Origin of the sequence: Sphingobacterium lactis (assembly GCF_051951495.1) — a bacterium.
GTDB lineage: Bacteria > Bacteroidota > Bacteroidia > Sphingobacteriales > Sphingobacteriaceae > Sphingobacterium > Sphingobacterium lactis_A.
In genome coordinates, this window is the sequence record NZ_JBNHAS010000005.1 from 183,125 (window position 1) to 201,923 (window position 18,799).

Annotated in this window: 20 protein-coding genes; 5 read left to right on the plus strand and 15 right to left on the minus strand. The window is 38.1% G+C overall.

Annotated features, from left to right (window positions below; genetic code table 11):
* Window positions 1-116: 116 nt before the first annotated feature.
* Window positions 117-677: a lipocalin family protein gene (locus ACP6L2_RS16260; RefSeq protein WP_440510340.1), complete on the minus strand. Its 561-nt coding sequence runs from the start codon at window positions 675-677 to the stop codon at window positions 117-119.
* A 405-nt stretch (window positions 678-1,082) separates the two neighbouring features.
* On the opposite strand from ACP6L2_RS16260, the gene ACP6L2_RS16265 reads away from it, so the two are divergent.
* Both ACP6L2_RS16265 and ACP6L2_RS16270 read left to right on the plus strand, forming a co-directional pair.
* Window positions 1,083-2,003: a lysylphosphatidylglycerol synthase transmembrane domain-containing protein gene (locus tag ACP6L2_RS16265; protein WP_440510341.1), complete on the plus strand. Its 921-nt coding sequence runs from the start codon at window positions 1,083-1,085 to the stop codon at window positions 2,001-2,003.
* Between the two features lies 1 nt (window position 2,004).
* Window positions 2,005-2,715, plus strand: a complete 711-nt coding sequence (locus tag ACP6L2_RS16270) for an SDR family NAD(P)-dependent oxidoreductase (RefSeq protein ID WP_440510342.1) — start codon at window positions 2,005-2,007, stop codon at window positions 2,713-2,715.
* 522 nt (window positions 2,716-3,237) lie between these two features.
* Here the strand turns inward: ACP6L2_RS16270 and ACP6L2_RS16275 are convergent.
* The 4 genes from ACP6L2_RS16275 to ACP6L2_RS16290 are packed head-to-tail and all read right to left on the minus strand — an operon-like array spanning window position 3,238 to window position 5,925.
* Window positions 3,238-4,602 (minus strand): alpha/beta hydrolase family protein, encoded by a 1,365-nt coding sequence (locus ACP6L2_RS16275; protein WP_440510343.1) that lies wholly within the window; start codon window positions 4,600-4,602, stop codon window positions 3,238-3,240.
* A 2-nt stretch (window positions 4,603-4,604) separates the two neighbouring features.
* Window positions 4,605-5,204: a hypothetical protein gene (locus tag ACP6L2_RS16280; RefSeq protein ID WP_440510344.1), complete on the minus strand. Its 600-nt coding sequence runs from the start codon at window positions 5,202-5,204 to the stop codon at window positions 4,605-4,607.
* A complete protein-coding gene (locus tag ACP6L2_RS16285; protein ID WP_440510345.1) occupies window positions 5,194-5,655 on the minus strand; it encodes a hypothetical protein in 462 nt (153 codons plus the stop codon). Before ACP6L2_RS16285 ends, ACP6L2_RS16280 begins: the two co-directional genes overlap by 11 nt.
* Window positions 5,656-5,658: 3 nt before the next feature.
* Entirely contained in the window at window positions 5,659-5,925 is a 267-nt protein-coding gene (locus ACP6L2_RS16290) for a DUF2089 family protein (protein WP_344675033.1), read from the minus strand.
* A gap of 670 nt (window positions 5,926-6,595) precedes the next feature.
* Here ACP6L2_RS16290 and ACP6L2_RS16295 point away from each other — a divergent pair.
* Window positions 6,596-7,339: a lysophospholipid acyltransferase family protein gene (locus ACP6L2_RS16295; RefSeq protein WP_440510346.1), complete on the plus strand. Its 744-nt coding sequence runs from the start codon at window positions 6,596-6,598 to the stop codon at window positions 7,337-7,339.
* A 5-nt stretch (window positions 7,340-7,344) separates the two neighbouring features.
* Here the strand turns inward: ACP6L2_RS16295 and ACP6L2_RS16300 are convergent, their stop codons facing one another.
* A complete protein-coding gene (locus ACP6L2_RS16300; RefSeq protein WP_440510347.1) occupies window positions 7,345-8,445 on the minus strand; it encodes a glycosyltransferase family 2 protein in 1,101 nt (366 codons plus the stop codon).
* A 16-nt stretch (window positions 8,446-8,461) separates the two neighbouring features.
* On the minus strand, window positions 8,462-9,436 hold the full coding sequence (locus tag ACP6L2_RS16305; protein WP_440510348.1) for a lysylphosphatidylglycerol synthase domain-containing protein: 975 nt from the start codon (window positions 9,434-9,436) through the stop codon (window positions 8,462-8,464).
* An 87-nt stretch (window positions 9,437-9,523) separates the two neighbouring features.
* Here ACP6L2_RS16305 and ruvC point away from each other — a divergent pair, with 87 nt between their 5' ends.
* Window positions 9,524-10,087, plus strand: a complete 564-nt coding sequence (gene ruvC, locus ACP6L2_RS16310) for a crossover junction endodeoxyribonuclease RuvC (protein ID WP_344675037.1) — start codon at window positions 9,524-9,526, stop codon at window positions 10,085-10,087.
* An 8-nt stretch (window positions 10,088-10,095) separates the two neighbouring features.
* Here the strand turns inward: ruvC and ACP6L2_RS16315 are convergent, their stop codons facing one another.
* Window positions 10,096-11,139, minus strand: coding sequence for a hypothetical protein (locus ACP6L2_RS16315; protein ID WP_440510349.1), 1,044 nt, complete (start codon window positions 11,137-11,139; stop codon window positions 10,096-10,098).
* A gap of 389 nt (window positions 11,140-11,528) precedes the next feature.
* On the opposite strand from ACP6L2_RS16315, the gene ACP6L2_RS16320 reads away from it, so the two are divergent.
* The gene (locus ACP6L2_RS16320; RefSeq protein ID WP_344675039.1) at window positions 11,529-11,999 is read left to right on the plus strand and encodes an Lrp/AsnC ligand binding domain-containing protein; all 471 of its coding nucleotides are present in this window, start codon (window positions 11,529-11,531) and stop codon (window positions 11,997-11,999) included.
* Between the two features lie 29 nt (window positions 12,000-12,028).
* Here the strand turns inward: ACP6L2_RS16320 and ACP6L2_RS16325 are convergent, their stop codons facing one another.
* The 7 genes from ACP6L2_RS16325 to ACP6L2_RS16355 all read right to left on the minus strand — a co-directional run bounded on the left by ACP6L2_RS16325 (window position 12,029) and on the right by ACP6L2_RS16355 (window position 18,773).
* Window positions 12,029-13,102 carry a M20 family metallo-hydrolase gene (locus ACP6L2_RS16325; RefSeq protein WP_440510350.1) on the minus strand — a complete coding sequence of 358 codons (1,074 nt, stop codon included), beginning with the start codon at window positions 13,100-13,102 and terminating at the stop codon, window positions 12,029-12,031.
* Window positions 13,095-13,895: a pyrroline-5-carboxylate reductase gene (proC, locus tag ACP6L2_RS16330; protein WP_440510351.1), complete on the minus strand. Its 801-nt coding sequence runs from the start codon at window positions 13,893-13,895 to the stop codon at window positions 13,095-13,097. Before proC ends, ACP6L2_RS16325 begins: the two co-directional genes overlap by 8 nt.
* A 12-nt stretch (window positions 13,896-13,907) precedes the next feature.
* Complete coding sequence (gene argB, locus ACP6L2_RS16335) at window positions 13,908-14,696, minus strand: acetylglutamate kinase (protein ID WP_440510352.1); 789 nt, start codon at window positions 14,694-14,696, stop codon at window positions 13,908-13,910.
* A gap of 3 nt (window positions 14,697-14,699) precedes the next feature.
* The gene (locus ACP6L2_RS16340) at window positions 14,700-15,668 is read right to left on the minus strand and encodes an acetylornithine carbamoyltransferase (protein WP_440510353.1); all 969 of its coding nucleotides are present in this window, start codon (window positions 15,666-15,668) and stop codon (window positions 14,700-14,702) included.
* Between the two features lie 23 nt (window positions 15,669-15,691).
* Window positions 15,692-16,825, minus strand: coding sequence for an aspartate aminotransferase family protein (locus ACP6L2_RS16345; protein ID WP_440510354.1), 1,134 nt, complete (start codon window positions 16,823-16,825; stop codon window positions 15,692-15,694).
* 130 nt (window positions 16,826-16,955) lie between these two features.
* Window positions 16,956-17,684 carry a 50S ribosomal protein L17 gene (gene rplQ, locus ACP6L2_RS16350; RefSeq protein WP_440510355.1) on the minus strand — a complete coding sequence of 243 codons (729 nt, stop codon included), beginning with the start codon at window positions 17,682-17,684 and terminating at the stop codon, window positions 16,956-16,958.
* A gap of 96 nt (window positions 17,685-17,780) precedes the next feature.
* Entirely contained in the window at window positions 17,781-18,773 is a 993-nt protein-coding gene (locus ACP6L2_RS16355; RefSeq protein WP_440510356.1) for a DNA-directed RNA polymerase subunit alpha, read from the minus strand.
* Window positions 18,774-18,799 lie beyond the last annotated feature (26 nt).

Below are 18,799 nucleotides of genomic sequence, written 5' to 3' on the forward strand. Positions count from 1 at the left end.
TTTGTGGTAATATCCGGATAATATAGCGCAAATTAACTGCAATCGATTGAGAATACAAAATAATAAAGCCGTAGTTTCTAGCTACGGCTTCATTTTTTTTACATTTTTAATTCAAATTAGTTCGCTACGCGGCTAAATTTGAACAATAAAGTACCTTGACCATTATCCAATGGAATTGGCATACGCATTTCAAGAGCAGACTCATCAGCATACGAAAGGTCTAAGCGGTATCCGCTAGTCACATTGGTTGCTTTGTCTCCAGCATATAACTTTTTGAATTGGAAAGATGGCTGTCCTCCAGTTTTACCTGGGTTAAATATGGACCATACAATGGTACGAACTGCACCGTTGGCACAAAGGTTACCCTCAGCATTGAATGTAATGCTACCACGTTGGTTTCCACCTGGAAGATCCCATACGGAACCAATGAAACAATCCACTGGTGCCTCATCAAAAATATTCTTAATGGTGTAAGAACTTGGGATATTCTCTCTAGTAACAGAATTTAAAACCCATTTTCCTTTTACACCTGTACGCCACTGTGAAGCAGACGGACCTTGAGCAGAAGTTTCAGTTCCTGTACTTCCGCTAGTACCTCCCTTTTTAGGGGCACCACAACTTCCCAATATTAACACACAGGTTAACAGGGTTAAAAACGAAAAAATACGTTTATGCATATTACAAAGTTTAAAATAGTATATTAAATGTATATTAGTAAACAAAAATTGCCGCTAATTTTGATGAACAACACATCCAAAAATCATACCATAAGCAAAATCGTTGCCAAGGCGATCCTCCGATTTATACTTGTCATCCTTATCCTAGGAATCGCATTCACTTTCAGCAAAGATGCTAATTTACTGAACAAAATATCCCTATTTTTCCCACATAAATGGGCTATATTTGCGCCCATAACTTTATTTTTAATTTTTCTAGTGCTGATGGTCCTCATGCTCAGAGAGAAGTATAAAAAAACCGACATCAACTGGCTTTTCAGTCTCAGCGGTGCTTTTTTGCTCTTTTATCTAATCATGTTGTATTCCAGAATCTATCCAGTACTTTAATTTGACAAGCCCAAATCCATGAACAAGAAAAAATTAATGGATATACTCAAAACCTTGCTGAAGGTAGCCATTACCGCAGGGGCAATCTATTGGGTAAGTGCAAAAATTACTCCTGAGCAACTCCAAGAACTTAAAGTAGGTATACTAAACAGTAACCCTTGGTACCTCTTGTTGGCTCTAATATTATATATCTGTTCTATTTTAATGGCCTCCTCTCGCTTAAATTCTTTCTTTAAAGCGATTGGTATCAACCTTCCTGAACGATATAACCTCCGACTGTATCAATTAGGATTACTCTATAACTTCTTCCTTCCAGGTGGCATTGGTGGAGATGGCTATAAGATCTTTTTCCTTAAAAAGAATTTCAATATTTCGCGTCGCAAGGTGCTCGGAGCTGTATTCTTTGACCGATTAAGTGGTCTTTGGGCCTTAGCCATGGTGATTGGCGCTTTGATTATTTTCATGCCCCGATTAGCTATCCCCAATTACTTGACCATCTCTGTACTTTTAATCGGCACGCTGAGTTATCTCTATGTTTTACGCTTGTATTTTAAGGAGTTCTTACACAACTTCCTGACAACACATATTAAAGCCTTATTTGTACAAGGATTTCAGGCAGCTGCGGCTATCGCTATCCTCTACTCCATAGGTTTTGACGGGAAATTCTCTCCCTACATATTCATATTTATGATTTCTTCCCTTACAGCAATTATTCCTTCTGTAGGTGGAGCTATTGGTGTTCGGGATAATGCCATGGTCGAGTTAGCCAAGTACCTTCAGTTAACCAAGGAAATATCCTTGACCATGTCCATTGTTTTCTACATCATTTCCCTAATTGTTGCTTCAAGCGGATTATATTACCTCTTCAGACCGCAACGCTTAGGGACTGATAAATTACCTTCGGCAAAAGAAGTCGAAGAAGAACTTGAAAAAGATTAATATGGCAAATATCATTATAACTGGTGCCAGCTCAGGTATAGGCTTTGAGGCGGTGCTAGATCTAACAGCAAATAAAAACAATACCGTCATTGCATTAGCACGTTCAGCGGATAAACTGCGTAAGCTTCATGAAATCGCAAGTTCCCTAAACCACGATGGCGGAAAATTATACCCGGCACAATTTGATATCGTTTATGATGACTATCCAAATTCATTGGTACCATTTATCCAATCAAAAATGGAGCATGTCGACATTCTGATTAATAACGCTGGGGCTTTAATCAATAAGCCATTTCTAGAATCCAGTACAGAGGATTTCGCACAAATGTTTCAATCGAATTTATTGGGTCATGTGAACATGATAAAACATGTAACACCCTTAATGACAAAAGGTGGTCATATTGTTAACATCAGCAGTATGGGTGGCTTCCAAGGGTCTTCCAAGTTCCCAGGACTAGCAGCTTATTCCAGCAGTAAAGGCGCATTAGCAATTCTTACAGAGTGTTTAGCGGAAGAATTTAAGGATAAAAACATCCAGGTGAATTGCTTAGCATTGGGCTCATCTCAAACCGAAATGTTTGAAGCCGCATTTCCTGACCTACAAGCAGGGACATTAGCTTTTGAAATGGGAAGGTATGTTGCAGAATTTGCACAAAATGCCAATAAATTCTATAATGGTAAAGTGTTGCCCGTAGCTAATACAACACCATAAACCAAAAGGATTTTAAATAAAAAATTTATTCAAAAGGCTCTTCCTATTCAGTTAAGAAGCTTAAAAGAACGCTATTTCTTTTTTAGGTTTCAACTTTCGTGGAAACAAATTTCCTATTGTTAAAAGAGGCTTTTTAAGATACTTTAATTGTCTCCTTATAAGATTAAATCTCCATTTGAAGACAATTAAGATAAAGTTTCAACACAACCAGCATCCTAAAACCTTATGTTATACATTGGCACAGAAATTGAACAAAAGGATATAAAATTAGCCTAGTGTGAAAAACAAAAAGCCAACAAATCAACAATAATAAAATAATAACAAAAGAATTTGTTCTATGATTTAGAAAAATGCGAACAGCAGTTTTCTGATTATTCTTTAGCAAATTCTGTGGCATGTATTTGCCCTATTATCATGTAATACATTCACCCTATCAAATACCTTTGAAAAACGAAACGGCTTCTCCTTTTGGAGAGCCGTTTCTTATTTTTTATAACTTAATATGCTATAATCCCAATTGGCTTATAGTTTTTTAATCCAATCACTGATATCCGACAATAATGTTGGATCCAGAGTAACCGGAATTTCTGGGTATTCTGCTACAGCACCTGTTTTTGCTGGCTGAAATAAGTGGTTATCATCAGGATAGATCTTTATAACCGATTTATTATTCTTAGGCAGGTAATCCGTTAAGCTTTCGGCATTTTCTGGAGCTGTAACCTGGATGTCTTTTCCACCAAAAGCCGCATATACCGGAATCTTTATTTTACGAATAAAAGGCACTGGATTGATCTTTAAGAAATAACGATACCAAGGTGTAATAAGCACGCCGATTTGATCAGCAAACTCCGGAGTCTGAGAACCCGGAATATCTTTCAGGTTAGCCATAATTGCTGCAAAGGCTTTCTCAGTTGACATATCACTCTTGGCAATCTCATAATTCCGCTTAATCCGTTGGATTTCTTGTAGACTGACCTTTTGATTCACCGACTTGGCAACTGCCTCATTTTGTAGAATCATTAGTGAATCGATTTTCAACGCTGGACCAGCTAAGGAAACAATAAAGTCTAAACCAGCCACACGTTGTCCAGCCAATAACAAGGAAATCAATCCTCCTTCGCTATGCCCTATTATACCTACTTTCTTTGGGTCAACATTTGCCTGTTTGCGAAGATATTTCAGTCCCGCTAAGGCATCCTTGCTCAAATCACCAGTTGTAGCCAATTTATAATCGCCTGTTGACTCTCCTATTCCTCGATCATCATAGCGCAACACCACTATTCCTTGACGAGTCAAGTAATCCGCCAACACCTTAAATGGTTCATGACCATAGAAACTTGAATTCCGATCAGAAGGACCTGAACCTGATATTAAAATAACCGCCGGATAACGTCCTTTTTCTTTTGGACTGGTCAATGTTCCTGCTAAGGTTACCTTATCCACTGTGTTTTCAAAATTAACATTCAACGTATCATAAGGATAAGGAGCATTCACCTTTTGTGTTCTTTTGAGTTCTGTCGACTTCACAGCATTGTTTGCCGTCTGTCTAACCATTTTCATTGGGGCATTTAATCCTCCTTGCTTAATTTGACCATCGATAAAGCTTTTATCGGCACTCAATTTCCCCGCATACGATAGGCCTATTGGGTCTACCGATATATAAATGGAGTCGGCAGTAGCTTTGATTTTGGATATGGGCATCTTAGCATTCGACTGCTTCGGACTTTGCATGTTACCTGTCCATCCCCCATCATATTTCAAATTGAATACCAAGGGCAATTCCATCCCCTGGATGGTTAAACTTCCTTGCCAAGTTCCTTCAAAAGACTGAGCAAAGCCAACACTGCATCCAAACAGTGTAAATAAAAACAGTAAATATTTCTTCATTTCTATCCTAAATAAGGTCTTACGATCCATAATATTATATCCAGTAAAAGCGTAAATACGATAATAAATACCGCATGATAGCCTTTCTTTGAATTCATGGCAATTTTCATACCTTGAATTAAGAGCACAAAAAAGTAAAAGATAAAAACCAGGGCTAAAATCCCCAATATGGTCATCCAAACAAACTGATTGACTTGAATTTCGTTCAGCGTGAAATCGCCTTTAAGAATGATCGGAATCAAATCTTTTTGTGCTGCTTGTTGAGCCGGGTTAAACAACAACAGCCCATTGATAAGCAAGCAAAGTTGACTGATTAACACCACCGTCAAGACATCTATATATCGTGTTTTGCTGTAAACCAATCGCGCTAGCAAAAATAACAGCACACTTAAGCTAAAACTATTGATTGCATTATTGATAAGGACTTGCCATAGTGCTCTTGGTTTACTACTGTGCATCTGTATAATGCCATCAGAAATAAAATCCCATTGACTCCCCAATAGACTTAAGCCTAAATACCCCAGAATGCCCACAACCAATAACGCATTACTGGTATTGTGTTCAAAGGGATAAAAAATTCGCTTCCAGAGCTTAGCTTTCATTTTCAATTGGTAAATAATGGTTTATAATTCGTTGTATTTCTTCTGGATGTTGTGTCCCTATCAACAGGGATTTCCCGGACATCAAGGCTATCTTCATACCATATTTCCCCTTTGCTGTAATGGCAGTTCCCGATTTTCCCATACGGTATCCCCAACCACCGTAATCAAATAGTCCATAGGTCTCCAATCGTGCATACTGAATCTCTTTCCAACTAATCCGCTTATTCCAAACCAATGGAATAAAATTGATGTAAATACCTTCTTCATCATATCGTGTAGTTAGATTCATCAAAAATAAAAGACCAAACACCACAAATAAGATATAAAAACCTGGATCTTTCCAAATGCTTTCTAGATCATTTATATGCGGATAAATAATGCTCCCAAATACCACAGCCATGATGATTAATATCCAGGGGCTGATCATATTTTGTTTTTCTTCGAAACGCATAACTTATACTTGTAAACTTTTAACTTTTTCGATTAATTCATCCAACTTATTCCGTACTGTAGGATAGCTTTTCCCCATTTTATTTGCCATCTCCTTTAGACTACCGGAATCCAATAAAAATTGAAGAATGAAATCTTGTTCATCGGCATCCAACTGCATAAACAAGGGTAAAGCAAAACGTCCTGTAACTTCTGTTTGACAGCTCTCACAATGTAGCTTAACAACGGTCATTTCCTGATTACAGGCTGGACAATGCAATGGAAATTTCATTTTATAAATATAATTTTTAATAAATTTAAACATCATTTTAATAATATTAAAATTTTAATCAATAATATTTCATTAACTAAGATAATTTGCATTAAGCAAACCTCTTCATGCTAAGAAAACCTTGTTTTCCAAAAAGTCTCTTCATCTTACCTTTGGGATTCTTTTACTGTGTTATAATTAGAAAAGCAATACAGAACAAATTTCAATTAATATATGCTCGTTTTTGAGTAGGTATTGCTTCGTAAATAGGATGATATTGCTTCGAGACGCCTAGGGAATTTCTAGGGATCTGACAAGGATCTCCTTCGGATCTCGTTCGGTCGGAACCGAACGAGATCCGAAGGAGATCCGAACAAGTTCCGAAGGAGATCCGAAGGGTTCTCGAATCTAACCCCTGTGAGAGACGAAGAGACTACAGACAAAAGACAACAGAAAGTGGAAAGGAAAAAGGAGAAAGTGGAAAGGAGAAAGGGGAAAGTGTAAAGGAAAAGGTGCAAGAAAGCTTGTCTTGAAAAACCTAAAAATTTACTATCTTCAAGATGCGAATTTTACCTATGCGAAGGCGAATAAAAGAGGCATTGTTTCAGTATCTAGTTGATTGCTTTGTATATGGAAACAAAAAATTCCCAACCATTTTCAAATATGTATATTTGCACAATTTTAATCGAACATGAGAAAAGTACTTGGATATTTCCTAACCCCTATATTTTACCTTTGTTTTGGCTTATCGCTTATCATTTTTCATCCCATCCAATGGTTATGTTTGAAATTCGGCGGTTATTCAGCGCATAAAAAAAGTGTGGATATTCTTAATGGTTTATTGGTGGCTTGTAACTATACCTTATTCAACCGTACACAATTCATCGACAATAAAAATTTACCCTTGGGAAGACCTATCGTTTTCGTTGCGAATCACCAAAGTACGTATGATATCCCACCGATGATTTACTTTTTGAGAAGATTTCATGCTAAGTTCATCAGTAAAGTTGAATTGTTGACTGCTGGTATTCCAAGCATCTCTTTCAACCTGAAACATGGTGGAGCGGCAAATATTGACCGTAAGGATCCGAAACAATCTATAGCAGAGATTTTGAAATTGGCCAATAACATGAAACAACATAATTGGTCAGCTTTCATTTTTCCTGAAGGTACAAGAACCAAGACTGGTAAAATGAAATCTTTTTCGGTAGGTGGAATTGCTACATTGTTAAAGAAAAACCCCAATGCTTTAGTGGTTCCCGTAGCTATTAATGGCTCATATAAAATGGTAGAATATGGTTCCTTTCCTCTAAGACCATTTACGCATATGACCTGGGAAGTATTGGATCCAATCGATATAGAAGGGTTAAATCCAGAGGAAATCGTGAAAAAGGCTGAAGACGCTATTCGATTACGTGTGAAAGAAGAAAATTAGAACGGCTATTTCACCGTTCTACCTTTCCAATCGTATTTTCCTATATTTCCAATAATTCCGATGTAAACCAAATATATTGGGTGGATTATAGTCAATAATGGTAGGTTGAACAGTAATTCTCTACGGTTTGCAAATTTCATCACTGGGTATAAAAACACCAGTTCGATTAGGAATTTAAAGAGAAGAGATAAAAGGACAAGGGTTCTTCCGTCCTCGCCTTGCCTTCCAAACAACAGGAGACTTAACAAAAAAGCCAGGTTAAAAAGCCAGATCGCAATACCTAAAACCACCACTTTCTTATCCTTATACTTGGTGCTTTTAGAGGCCCAACGTTTTCGCTGACTAAGGAAGGACTTTAAATTTTCCTTTGCTTCCGTATAAACGATAGCTGCTCTGGATTTACAAAAACCGATAACATGTGGCCTGGATTCCGCCACTTTATGGAGCAAGAGCTCATCATCTCCTGAAGCTAAATCATCTATTCCTTTAAAACCGCCCATTTCCAGAAACAAGTCCTTTCTATAGGCAAGGTTAGCTCCATTACATGTTGTTGGGTTGCCATTACCTATACCTGCGGCTCCTAAGCCAATCAGGTAAAGAAATTCTAAGGTTTGCAAACGTTCGAAATAGGACTTCTCTTCATGGTAGCAAACAGGTGAAGAAAGCATATCCTTTCCCTCTGTTTCCATACATTGTATGATGGTACTGATCCATTGTGGCCCCATTCTACAGTCTGCATCCGTAGTAATAATGATGTCTCCCTTAGAGGCAACAATAGCTTTATTAATAGCAAATTTCTTATAGGAATTCAGCTTATTCCCTTCATTCAGGGTAATCAGGTCTACACCACGATTAGCATAGCCTCGAACGATATTACCGGTTTGATCATTGGAATGATCATCCACCACGATTATTTCCAGCAGATCCTTAGGGTAATCTTGTGCCATCAGGCAATCTAAGGTTCTACCTATATTTTCTTCTTCATTCCGTGCAGCAATAATCACCGTAACCTTGCTGTTGAAGGTTATCGGTTTAAGATGAAAATAAGGAATTTTCATCCATCCATTACGCATATAAAGTACCAGGACCACGTAGACCATGGTCATGATAAATAAAAAATAACTAAGATTTATTATCACCAATGTAATTCACATTTAAGACAAAAAAAGCACCGATAATGGCGGGAAAGATCAAGTTCACAAACCAAACAAAGGACACAATTGCCATGACCGCGATTTCTTGGGTTGTAATATACGCATACAAATTACTAGCTACAAAACTACGTACACTAAAATCAAAAATATCCAAGGTTGGAAGAGCAGATTGGACAAAAAACATGATAAAGATCATAAGAACCATGGAAACCAAAGGCAAGTCTGGCAAAATGATCAACATGAGAATGATATATTGGGAAGTAAATATGGCAAATCGGAAAGCGGATAACCATAAAACATAGGCTAACTCTTTCGTTGTGTAATCTTCCAAGACAGCGAAAAAGGGTTTGATTTTCTTGAGGAATTTAACCTTACCTACAAGGTAATCAATCCAAGAAACATTGAAATACAAGATGACAAATGCTAGCGCATAAATAATGGCTAGAATCCAGATTCCAAAATCAACCGAAGCAGGTACATCGATAAAAGTAGTGACAAACCAGGCTATACTTAATGCTCCAAAAACGGAGGTAAGAACCAATTGACCGAACAAGCCCACACCCATGGATACGGCACCTACTGCTCTATTTTCTGGTTTAAGCAACATAATCCGTCCACCATACTCCCCTATTCGGTTTGGGGTAAAGATGGCCCAGGTTAATCCACAAAACACCGATTTGGTGGCTTTCCAGATACTAAGCTTTTCAATTTTACGAATCAGGAATTGCCATTTGACAACTTCTAAAAACCAGTTAACAAACATCAATAGGACTACCACTACGATAATAATACGCATGGTTGTTGGATCGATTTTATTAATCAGCTGCTGAAATTCCTGTAAGTTTTTTTGATTGCTAACCTTAGATATGACAAACCACATGGCAAGTGCCACGATGGCCAATTTTATCAGAATATTGAGATATTTACGCTGAGTCTTTGTCAATTTGGAATTAGAAAGCACAATTTTAGTGAATTTTTAATTAATAACTGTTTTTAATCTGCAATGTTTAGAAAATCGTAATATTGTAGCATGCAAAAAGAGAAGGCGAAGGAACGGATCATATTGGGTATAGACCCGGGCACAGTGGTGTTAGGATATGGTATTGTTAAGGAAGTAGGCAAAAAGATCAGTTTGGTGACTTTAGGAGTGATTAAAATGGGGCATTTGGATGACCATGGTTTAAAATTACAGCGCATCTTCAAGAAGACCTCTGCCTTAATTGAACAATACAATCCGGACTGTGTAGCTTTAGAAGCGCCCTTCTACGGGAAGAATATTCAAGTGATGCTCAAATTAGGACGAGCACAAGGTGTAGCGATGGCTGCAGCATTAAATTCGGATATCCCCATCTTTGAATATTCACCAAGAAAGATCAAACAATCCGTAACTGGAAATGGTAACGCCAGCAAGGAGCAAGTAGCAGCGATGTTGCAAACCTTATTAGGTTTTAAAGAAACTCCTGAGTTCTTAGATGCTACCGACGGCTTGGCGGTTGCTGTATGTCATTCTTTTCAACAAAACAGCAGTGCTGCTGGTAAATCCTATTCAGGTTGGGAAGCATTTGTCAAGGATAATCAAAAGCGCGTAAAATAAAATACACCTTATAACTGAACTTGGCGAATCACGTTCTTGACATTTAACTCAATAATATCCGTCATGGATTTACATTGTTGGTATTTCTCATTGTTGTAATATTTCGCATAACTTTCTTTTAAACGTTGAATGTTTTCTGGGGTAGACAATTGTTGCGTCTTCGAAGCATCACGAAGGTCTTTAATCCGATGCCTTTCACTTCGAACCCGATGCACGATGGATGATCGCTCTTCTTGTTGATATTGCAAAACTGTTTTTTCATTGAGGTGCTCCATGGACATTTTTACGTAGGGCAAATTCTCTTTGAAAAACTGCGGCATATAGACTTTAATATTTCCTTCGTAAAACTGCTGATCAAAGTCGATAGCGCGAATTCTAAACTGAAAATCATCAAAGTCTGGGGTTATCTGCATGACGAAATTATAAGCGCGCATATCGCCCAACATGGAGATGATGCACCGTTCATTAAACTTGACAAACTCCTTTGCTATCCTGGTTTGGTTGTAGTCAGGTGAAAAGATGCGATCCTTACTAAACACATCCCCTGGAATGCCGACAATATGTTCTTCAACAAGGGTATCTAAATCGTAGATATAGTTCACCTGGTTAGGAGACAGGATTTCCTCCAGTTCCAGACCATAAATACGGGATGCATCTGCCTGTTTGATATAGAAATAATCGTAGACATCATTGAGGCGATTAACGATTTTGATTCGAAAAGGGTGGGTATTGCCAAAGGCACAAAATTCAATTTTTTCGATCACCTTATGTTGAACAATTCGGGTATTTCCAGAAGCCTTCAGTTGCGCATAGACAATTTTCAATTGATCGTAGAGTTGATCCTGCACATGAGGTGGATATAATGGAATTTCCCATAAGGTATCGACTCCATTTTTATCAACAGAAGGGATGGTCTCATGAAAATTGAGGAGATCCCGATAGGCCAACGGTAACTTGGCATCTCGTTGATATGCCTTCAAATATTTATGAAGACCAGGGCCAACTGGAAAAATGGGTTTTTTACGGGAAATCTTTACATCATCTTCTCTCATAGCGCATTGAATAGGGTAATTCGAAAGTACAAAATTAATGAGGAAAAGTTTGTGGGAAAAAGATAATGTAAAAATGTTAAAAAAAATGACAATATTTTATCAATTGATTATTAATATACCAAAGAATGTTATTATTTTTGAAAAATTACGAATAACCTATGGATACCGGTTGCGAATAATTAGGAGAAAGTCCTTCTGGCGAGGAGCTTCAATTCATTTCTAATTATAATTCCATGTTATTTTGAAGGGATAAAGATGAAGAATCGACAATAAATTCATCATTTTATTAAAACATATTTATAATTTTAGACAAAATATTTAAAATACTTCTTTATTTTTTAGATATTTTTAAAAATAGACTATTTTAATTACAAGTAAACACCATTTTTATGGAGAAAAACTATTCAAATTACGATTTAGATAACCTAGATGTCCAAATTTTATCCATCCTGATGGAAGATGCAAGCATCCCATATACCGAGATTGCGAAAAAACTGATTGTTTCCGGTGGAACTATTCATGTTCGCATGAAAAAGATGGAAGAATTAGGCATTATCAAAGGATCTAATCTAATTATCAACCCGCAGAAGGTTGGTTTTGATATTACTGCCTTTTTAGGTATTTATTTGGAGAAAGGATCACAATATGCAGATGCTGTAGAACAGTTGAAACAGGTTAAAGAAGTAGTAGAGCTTCATTATTGTACTGGTCAGTACAGTGCATTTGCAAAAATCGTATGCCGTGACACTTCTCACTTAAGAAAAGTTCTGAACGAAGATATACAAGGATTAAAAGGTATTCAACGTACAGAAACCATTATCTCCTTAGAGGAAAGTATAAAAAGACAAATCACCTTATAAAAAAAAGCGCCTAGGCGCTTTTTTTTATGTTATTCTATTTCTTTTATTCCGATTAGCAGGGCAATATAAAAACGAATACCTGCATCTATCTCCTCCAAGTAAATAAACTCATCAGCTGTATGTGATCTTGCTGAATCTCCAGGTCCTACTTTAATGGAAGGAATGGGTAATAAAGCCTGGTCACTCATCGTAGGACTACCATAGGTTTTCTTACCTAAAGTAATTCCAGATTGAACAACTGGATGGTTCAGCGGAATGGACGATGGATTCAAACGTGTAGAGCGTGCCTGTATAGTTGATTTCACTTGTGATTGAATGATTTCCAATACTTCTAGATTGCTGTAGACATCCGTTGTCCGAACATCGACCACATATTTGCAGGACGCTGGTACTACATTATGTTGTGATCCTGACTCTATCATGGTCACACTCATTTTAACAGGCCCTAGGTATTCAGACTGCTTAGGAAACTGATACGTACGAAACCATTGTATATCATCCATAGCTTGATAAATCGCATTCACGCCTTCATTTCTTGCGGCATGACCAGATTCACCTATGGCCTCGCAATCCAAGACCATTAGACCTTTCTCTGCTATCGCCAGTTCCAACAAAGTTGGTTCTCCAACGATGGCAAATGAACAAGCTGGAACATGTTTATAAGCCTCCTCTATTCCTTGTTTGCCGGACACCTCTTCTTCTGCTGATGCAATAAGACAAAGGTTAAAGGGTAATTCCTCTTCATTATAAAAATAACAGAAGCAGGCAATTAAGGACACCAAGCATCCACCGGCATCGTTACTGCCTAATCCATATAGCTTACCATCACTAATACTTGCTGTAAAAGGATCTTTGGTATAACCTGGATTTGGTTTTACCGTGTCGTGATGAGAGTTTAGTAGAATGCTAGGCTTATTGGCGGTATAATGTTTATTGTAAGCAATAACATTATTGCCAATGCGCTCACTGGGAATATGCTTGTCGTTTAAGAATTGTTGAATTAAATCAGCCGTCTTATCCTCCTCCCTACTATAAGATGGGATTTGGATGAGTTCTTCCAATAATTTGGTGCTTTCTGCAACGAGCTGGTTGATATTAGTCATTGTATAATCCTCCAGCTTTTTTTGCTGATAATTTAATTCCTTTAATGAATGCGGAGCTGAAACCATTGTGCTCCATCTCATTTAAGCCGGCAATGGTACAGCCTTTCGGGGAAGTAACTTTATCGATTTCACTTTCCGGATGTGTCTGCATCTGTAAGAGCAGGTCTGCTGCACCTTTAGCGGTCTGTATAGCCATCTTTAAGGCATCATGTGCATGGAAACCTATTTCTACCCCACCTTGGGATGCGGCGCGAATACTGCGCAGGAAAAAGGCAATTCCGCAAGCACATAGCGCCGTAGCAGAAGTCATAAGATCCTCATTGATGACAACCACAGAACCTACCGATTCAAAAATACGACTCACTTCATCCAATTTTTCTTGTGGAGCTTCATCTGTCGCAATACAGGTCATGGATTGTCCAATGGCAATTGCCGTATTGGGCATCGCGCGAATAACCACCTTATCCGTTCCTAACACTTCTTTGATATCCATACAGGTAACACCTGATGCTACTGAAATAATGGTTTGGTTGGGCTTAAGTACGGGGTAGATCTCTTCCATCACCTTTTTGATCTGTTGGGGCAAAATAGCCAACACAACAAAATCTGCTTTGGCAATGGCGAGTTTGTTCTGATCACTCACTTGAAATCCCATAGCTTTTTCCTCTTCCAAGGAAGCTAGATTTCGACGCGTAATGCAGATGGATTGGGCATCGCAATACCCAGATTTCACTAGACCTTTGGCTAATGATAATCCAATGTTTCCACCTCCGATAATGGTTATTCTATTCATGGTTTGTAGGATTTAGGCAATCAAACAAGTTCCGAATTTCCGTTGCTGGAAGAGATGAAGGTTATTAGCATGTCCAATGTATACATTGCTTACCCCTCTTGATATGGCTTCAAAAGCATTGTATAATTTAGGAATCATACCATCGTGAATCACTTTGTTCTCTTTCAATCGTTCGAATTCGGATGATCGTATGGTTTCAATAACCGATTGATCATCTGAAACATCCCTTAACACCCCGTTTTTATCAAAACAGTAGATCAAGGATACTTCATAGAAATTGGAAAGGGTTACGGCTAAAGAAGATGCAATGGTATCGGCATTGGTATTCAACAATTGGCCATGTCCATTATGCGTAATAGCGGAGAATACAGGAATAAATTCTGCTTCCAAAAGTTTCTTGATAGCAAGACCATCGATGGAGTCTGCTAGGATATCCCCAACAAATCCATAGTCGATTTCGCGTACAGGTCTTTTAACAGCTTTGATCACATTAGCATCTGCTCCACAAAGACCAATAGCATTGCAATCGTTTTTCTGCAATTCAGCTACGATATTCTTGCTGGTAAGTCCGGCATAGACCATTGTCACCACATCGAGCATGGCAGCATCGGTAATTCTTCTGCCTTCAACCATCTTAGCTTCAATGCCCATATCTTGGGCAATACGCGTAGCAATCTTTCCACCGCCGTGTACTAAGATCTTTCTTCCGGGTAATGCTGAGAATTTCTCCAAAAACAGGGATAACTGCTGTGGATCATCAATAACATTCCCTCCAATTTTTATAATATTTAATACAGACATGAATTACTTACTTTTCAAGGATTCCAACATTCTTTTCAACACCACCTGTGCAGCCCATACCCGATTGCTGGCTTCTTTGATTACCAAGGAATTTGGTCCATCTAAAATCTCAGATGACAATTCCAGATCACGACGTACCGGAAGGCAATGCATGATCTTAGCATCATTGGTGATTTTTAATTTCTCATTATCCATCATCCAATTTTCATTTACGGGGTAAACTTCCCCATATTCTTTAAAGGAAGACCAGTTTTTTACATAGACAAAATCAGCATTTTGCAATGCTTCTTCCAAATTGGTTGTAATTGTGGCTCCATTCGTGAACTCCTCACTTAACTCATAGCCCGCTGGCTGTGCGATTGTAAAATCGACCATGTCCTCCACTTGCGCTTTACACATCCATTCTGCGAATGAATTAGGCACCGCCTGAGGCAAGGCCTTAACATGAGGTGCCCATGCCAAAACAACCTTGGGTTTATCTTTCTTTTTATACTCCGTAATGGTGATTAAATCCGTCAAGCTTTGAAGTGGGTGACGCGTTGCACTTTCTAAAGAAACAACGGGAACTGCACAATACTTGATGAATTTGTTGAATAAATCTTCAGAATAATCTGCTTCTTTATCTTTCAGAGATGGGAAAGATCTTAATCCTAAGATATCACAGTATTCGCCCATCACAGCAGCTGCCTCACGGATGTGCTCTACAGTCGTACCGTTCATTACTACGCCATCGCGTGTTTCAAGCGCCCAGCCGTCTTTATCCATGTTCATGACCATAACGTTCATGCCAAGGTTCATGGCGGCCTTCTGCGTGCTTAAACGCGTACGTAGGGATGGATTTAAGAACACAAGACCTAAGGTCTTATGTTTTCCTAATTCTTCTAAAGCATTTGGATTTGCTTTTTGCGCTAATGCTTCAGTTACGATCTCCTTTAAATTAGTGACATCAGCTACGGAAAAAAACTTCTTCATAGATATAAATAATAGGATAAGTCTTAAGCTTTTAATCTTTCATCAAAAGCAGTTAAAAAACGATCTGCTATTTCTTTGGTTATATTTAGTGCAGGCAATAAGCGAATAACATTAGGTTTTGCCTCACCTGTGAAAATCTTGTTTATCATCAATAAGTCTTTCTTCACATGACTTAATTCTGTCGGAAGTTCAATACCGATCATAAGTCCTCTACCACGCACCTCTAAGACTTTATCAAATTTCTTCAACTCCTCAATCAGATAGGATCCTACTTGCGCAGCATTGTCCATTAAATTGTCTTGTTTCATGACATCCAAAACAGCAACTGCAGCAGCACATGCAAGGTGGTTACCACCGAATGTTGTACCCAACATACCGAAAGATGCTTGAAATTTAGGTGAGATGGCTATACCGCCAATTGGAAAACCATTACCCATACCCTTTGCCATGGAATAGATATCCGCATCAACACCTGAATAATCATGAGAGAAGAATGTACCTGTTCTACCATAACCACATTGAACAGAATCTGCGATAAATACCGATCCGTATTGATCACATAATTGACGGATCAATTTAAGGAATGAAATGGAAGCTTCACGAATACCACCAACTCCTTGAATACCTTCAATGATAACAACAGCAATTTCTTCGCCATAGGCTGCGAAAGCTTGTGTCAAAGCATCCTCATCATTGAATGGTAAGAATACCACATTGTCAGTTTGATTTATCGGAGCTACAATGGCTGGGTTGTCAGTAGCTGCTACGGCTAAAGATGTACGTCCATGGAAGGATTTGCTAAAAGCAATCACTTTCTTTCTATTGGTATGGAAGGAGGCAAGCTTTAGGGCATTTTCATTGGCCTCAGCACCTGAATTACAAAGAAACAAGCTGTAATCAGATTTGCCAGAGACATCACCCAATTGACCTGCCAACTGTCGCTGAATAGGAATCAATACGGAGTTTGAATAAAAAGCAATCTTATTTAATTGATTGCTGATAGTCTCCACATAATGTGGATGCGTATGACCAATAGAAATTACGGCATGTCCGCCATAAAGATCTAAGTATTCATTTCCCTGTTCGTCCCAAACAGCGGATCCTTTAGCTCTAACGATGTTTATTGGAGTTAAGGGATAAACATTAAAAAGTTCCATGGATTTGAGCAATTTATTGAAATAGTTTAGAAGTCCAAATGTACAAATAAAATAAAAATGAGAAGATTAAAAGGCTGTAAAATAAAAAAGTCCTCTTAAATAAGAGGACTTTTTCTATAAATCGAGAATATTATTCGTCAACTTTTTTACCACCGTCTAATTCGGCTTTAAGTTTTTCTAATTCTTCGAATTTACCATCTGCAGCTAATTGTGCTTGTTCAGCCCAAGTAGTAGGATCTGCAGTGTTGAAGTTAGATCCAGCTTCAGTTAAGATTTCTTTAACTTTCTCAGCATCTGTTTTTGCTAATTCAGCGTAAGTACTGATACCTGCAGTTGCTAATACTTCAGCAATTTTAGGACCGATACCTTCAACGATTGTTAAATCGTCAGTAGCTGTTTTTGCAGCAGCAGCTTCAGCTTTAGGCTGATCAGCTTTTTTCTTAGTAGCTCCACGACGGCGAGTAGTTTTCTTCTCAGTTTTAGCAGTTTTGCCATAAACTTCGTTGTAGTCTACTAATTCGATGAATGCCATCTCCGCGTTATCACCTAAACGGTTTTCCAATTTGATGATACGAGTGTAACCACCTGGACGAGATGCCACTTTCTCAGAAACCTCGCGGAACAAGATAGTAACAGCATCTTTGTCTTTTAAGTAAGCGAATACCGTACGACGTGAGTGAGTAGTGTCGTTTTTAGATTTAGTAATCAAAGGCTCTACATATTTACGTAATGCTTTAGCTTTAGCCAAAGTAGTAGTAATACGTTTGTGTTTGATCAATGACGTCGCCATGTTAGCTAACATCGCCTTACGGTGACTGTCAGTGCGGCCTAAGTGATTAACTTTTTTTCCGTGTCTCATTTTTTTAATTGTTTTTGTGCGTACCGTTCATTTCCAAGTGCTCTTAAGCTACTAATGAGGAATTACGCAACAGGTCGCTTATTATTGTAATTTAAATTATTCTTCGTCTAACTTGTATTTCGCCAAGTTCATACCGAATGATAAACCTTTCGATTTAACCAATTCTTGAATTTCACTCAAAGATTTCTTACCGAAGTTGCGGAATTTCAACATATCAGCTACATCGTAAGTAACCAATTCTGCTAATGTGCGAATATCTGCAGCTTTCAAACAGTTCAATGCACGAACAGAAAGATCTAAATCAACAAGTTCAGTTTTCAAGATCTTACGCATATGTAAAATCTCTTCGTCTACAACTTTAGTTTCTTCTTTAGTTTGAGACTCTAACAACATGTTTTCATCAGAGAATAACATGAAGTGTTGGATAAGGATCTTAGCAGCTTCTTTCAAAGCTTCTTCTGGGTGAATAGAACCATCAGTAGAAATATCTAACAACAATTTCTCGTAGTCAGTTTTTTGTTCTACACGGTAGTTTTCAATGGTGTATTTAACATTCTTGATCGGTGTATAAATCGAATCAATTGCGATCATACCTACTGGACCATCAGTTACCTTGTTCTCTTCCGCATTTACATATCCACGACCCTTAGCTACAGCTAGCTCAACTTCAACAGTTACCGAGCTATCCATGTTACAAATTACCAATTCAGGGTTTAGAACTGAGAAGTTGTTGGAGAATTTCGTGATATCACCGGCAGTGAATTGATCTTGGCCATTGATAACTACAAAGATCTTCTCGCTATCGCCTTGCTCACCAGTTTTCTTAAAACGAACTTGTTTCAAGTTTAAGATGATCTCCGTAACGTCTTCTACTACACCTTTAATGGTAGAGAATTCGTGCGATACGCCTGAAAATCTTACCGACGTAATTGCATATCCTTCTAGTGAGGACAATAAAATACGGCGTAAAGCATTACCAATAGTTACTCCAAAACCTGGCTCTAATGGACGAAATTCGAAGGTACCATCAAAATCTGTAGATTTCTGCATGATAACTTTATCCGGTCTTTGAAATGCTAAAATTGCCATTTATGTTCTTTTAAGTTTGTTACTAT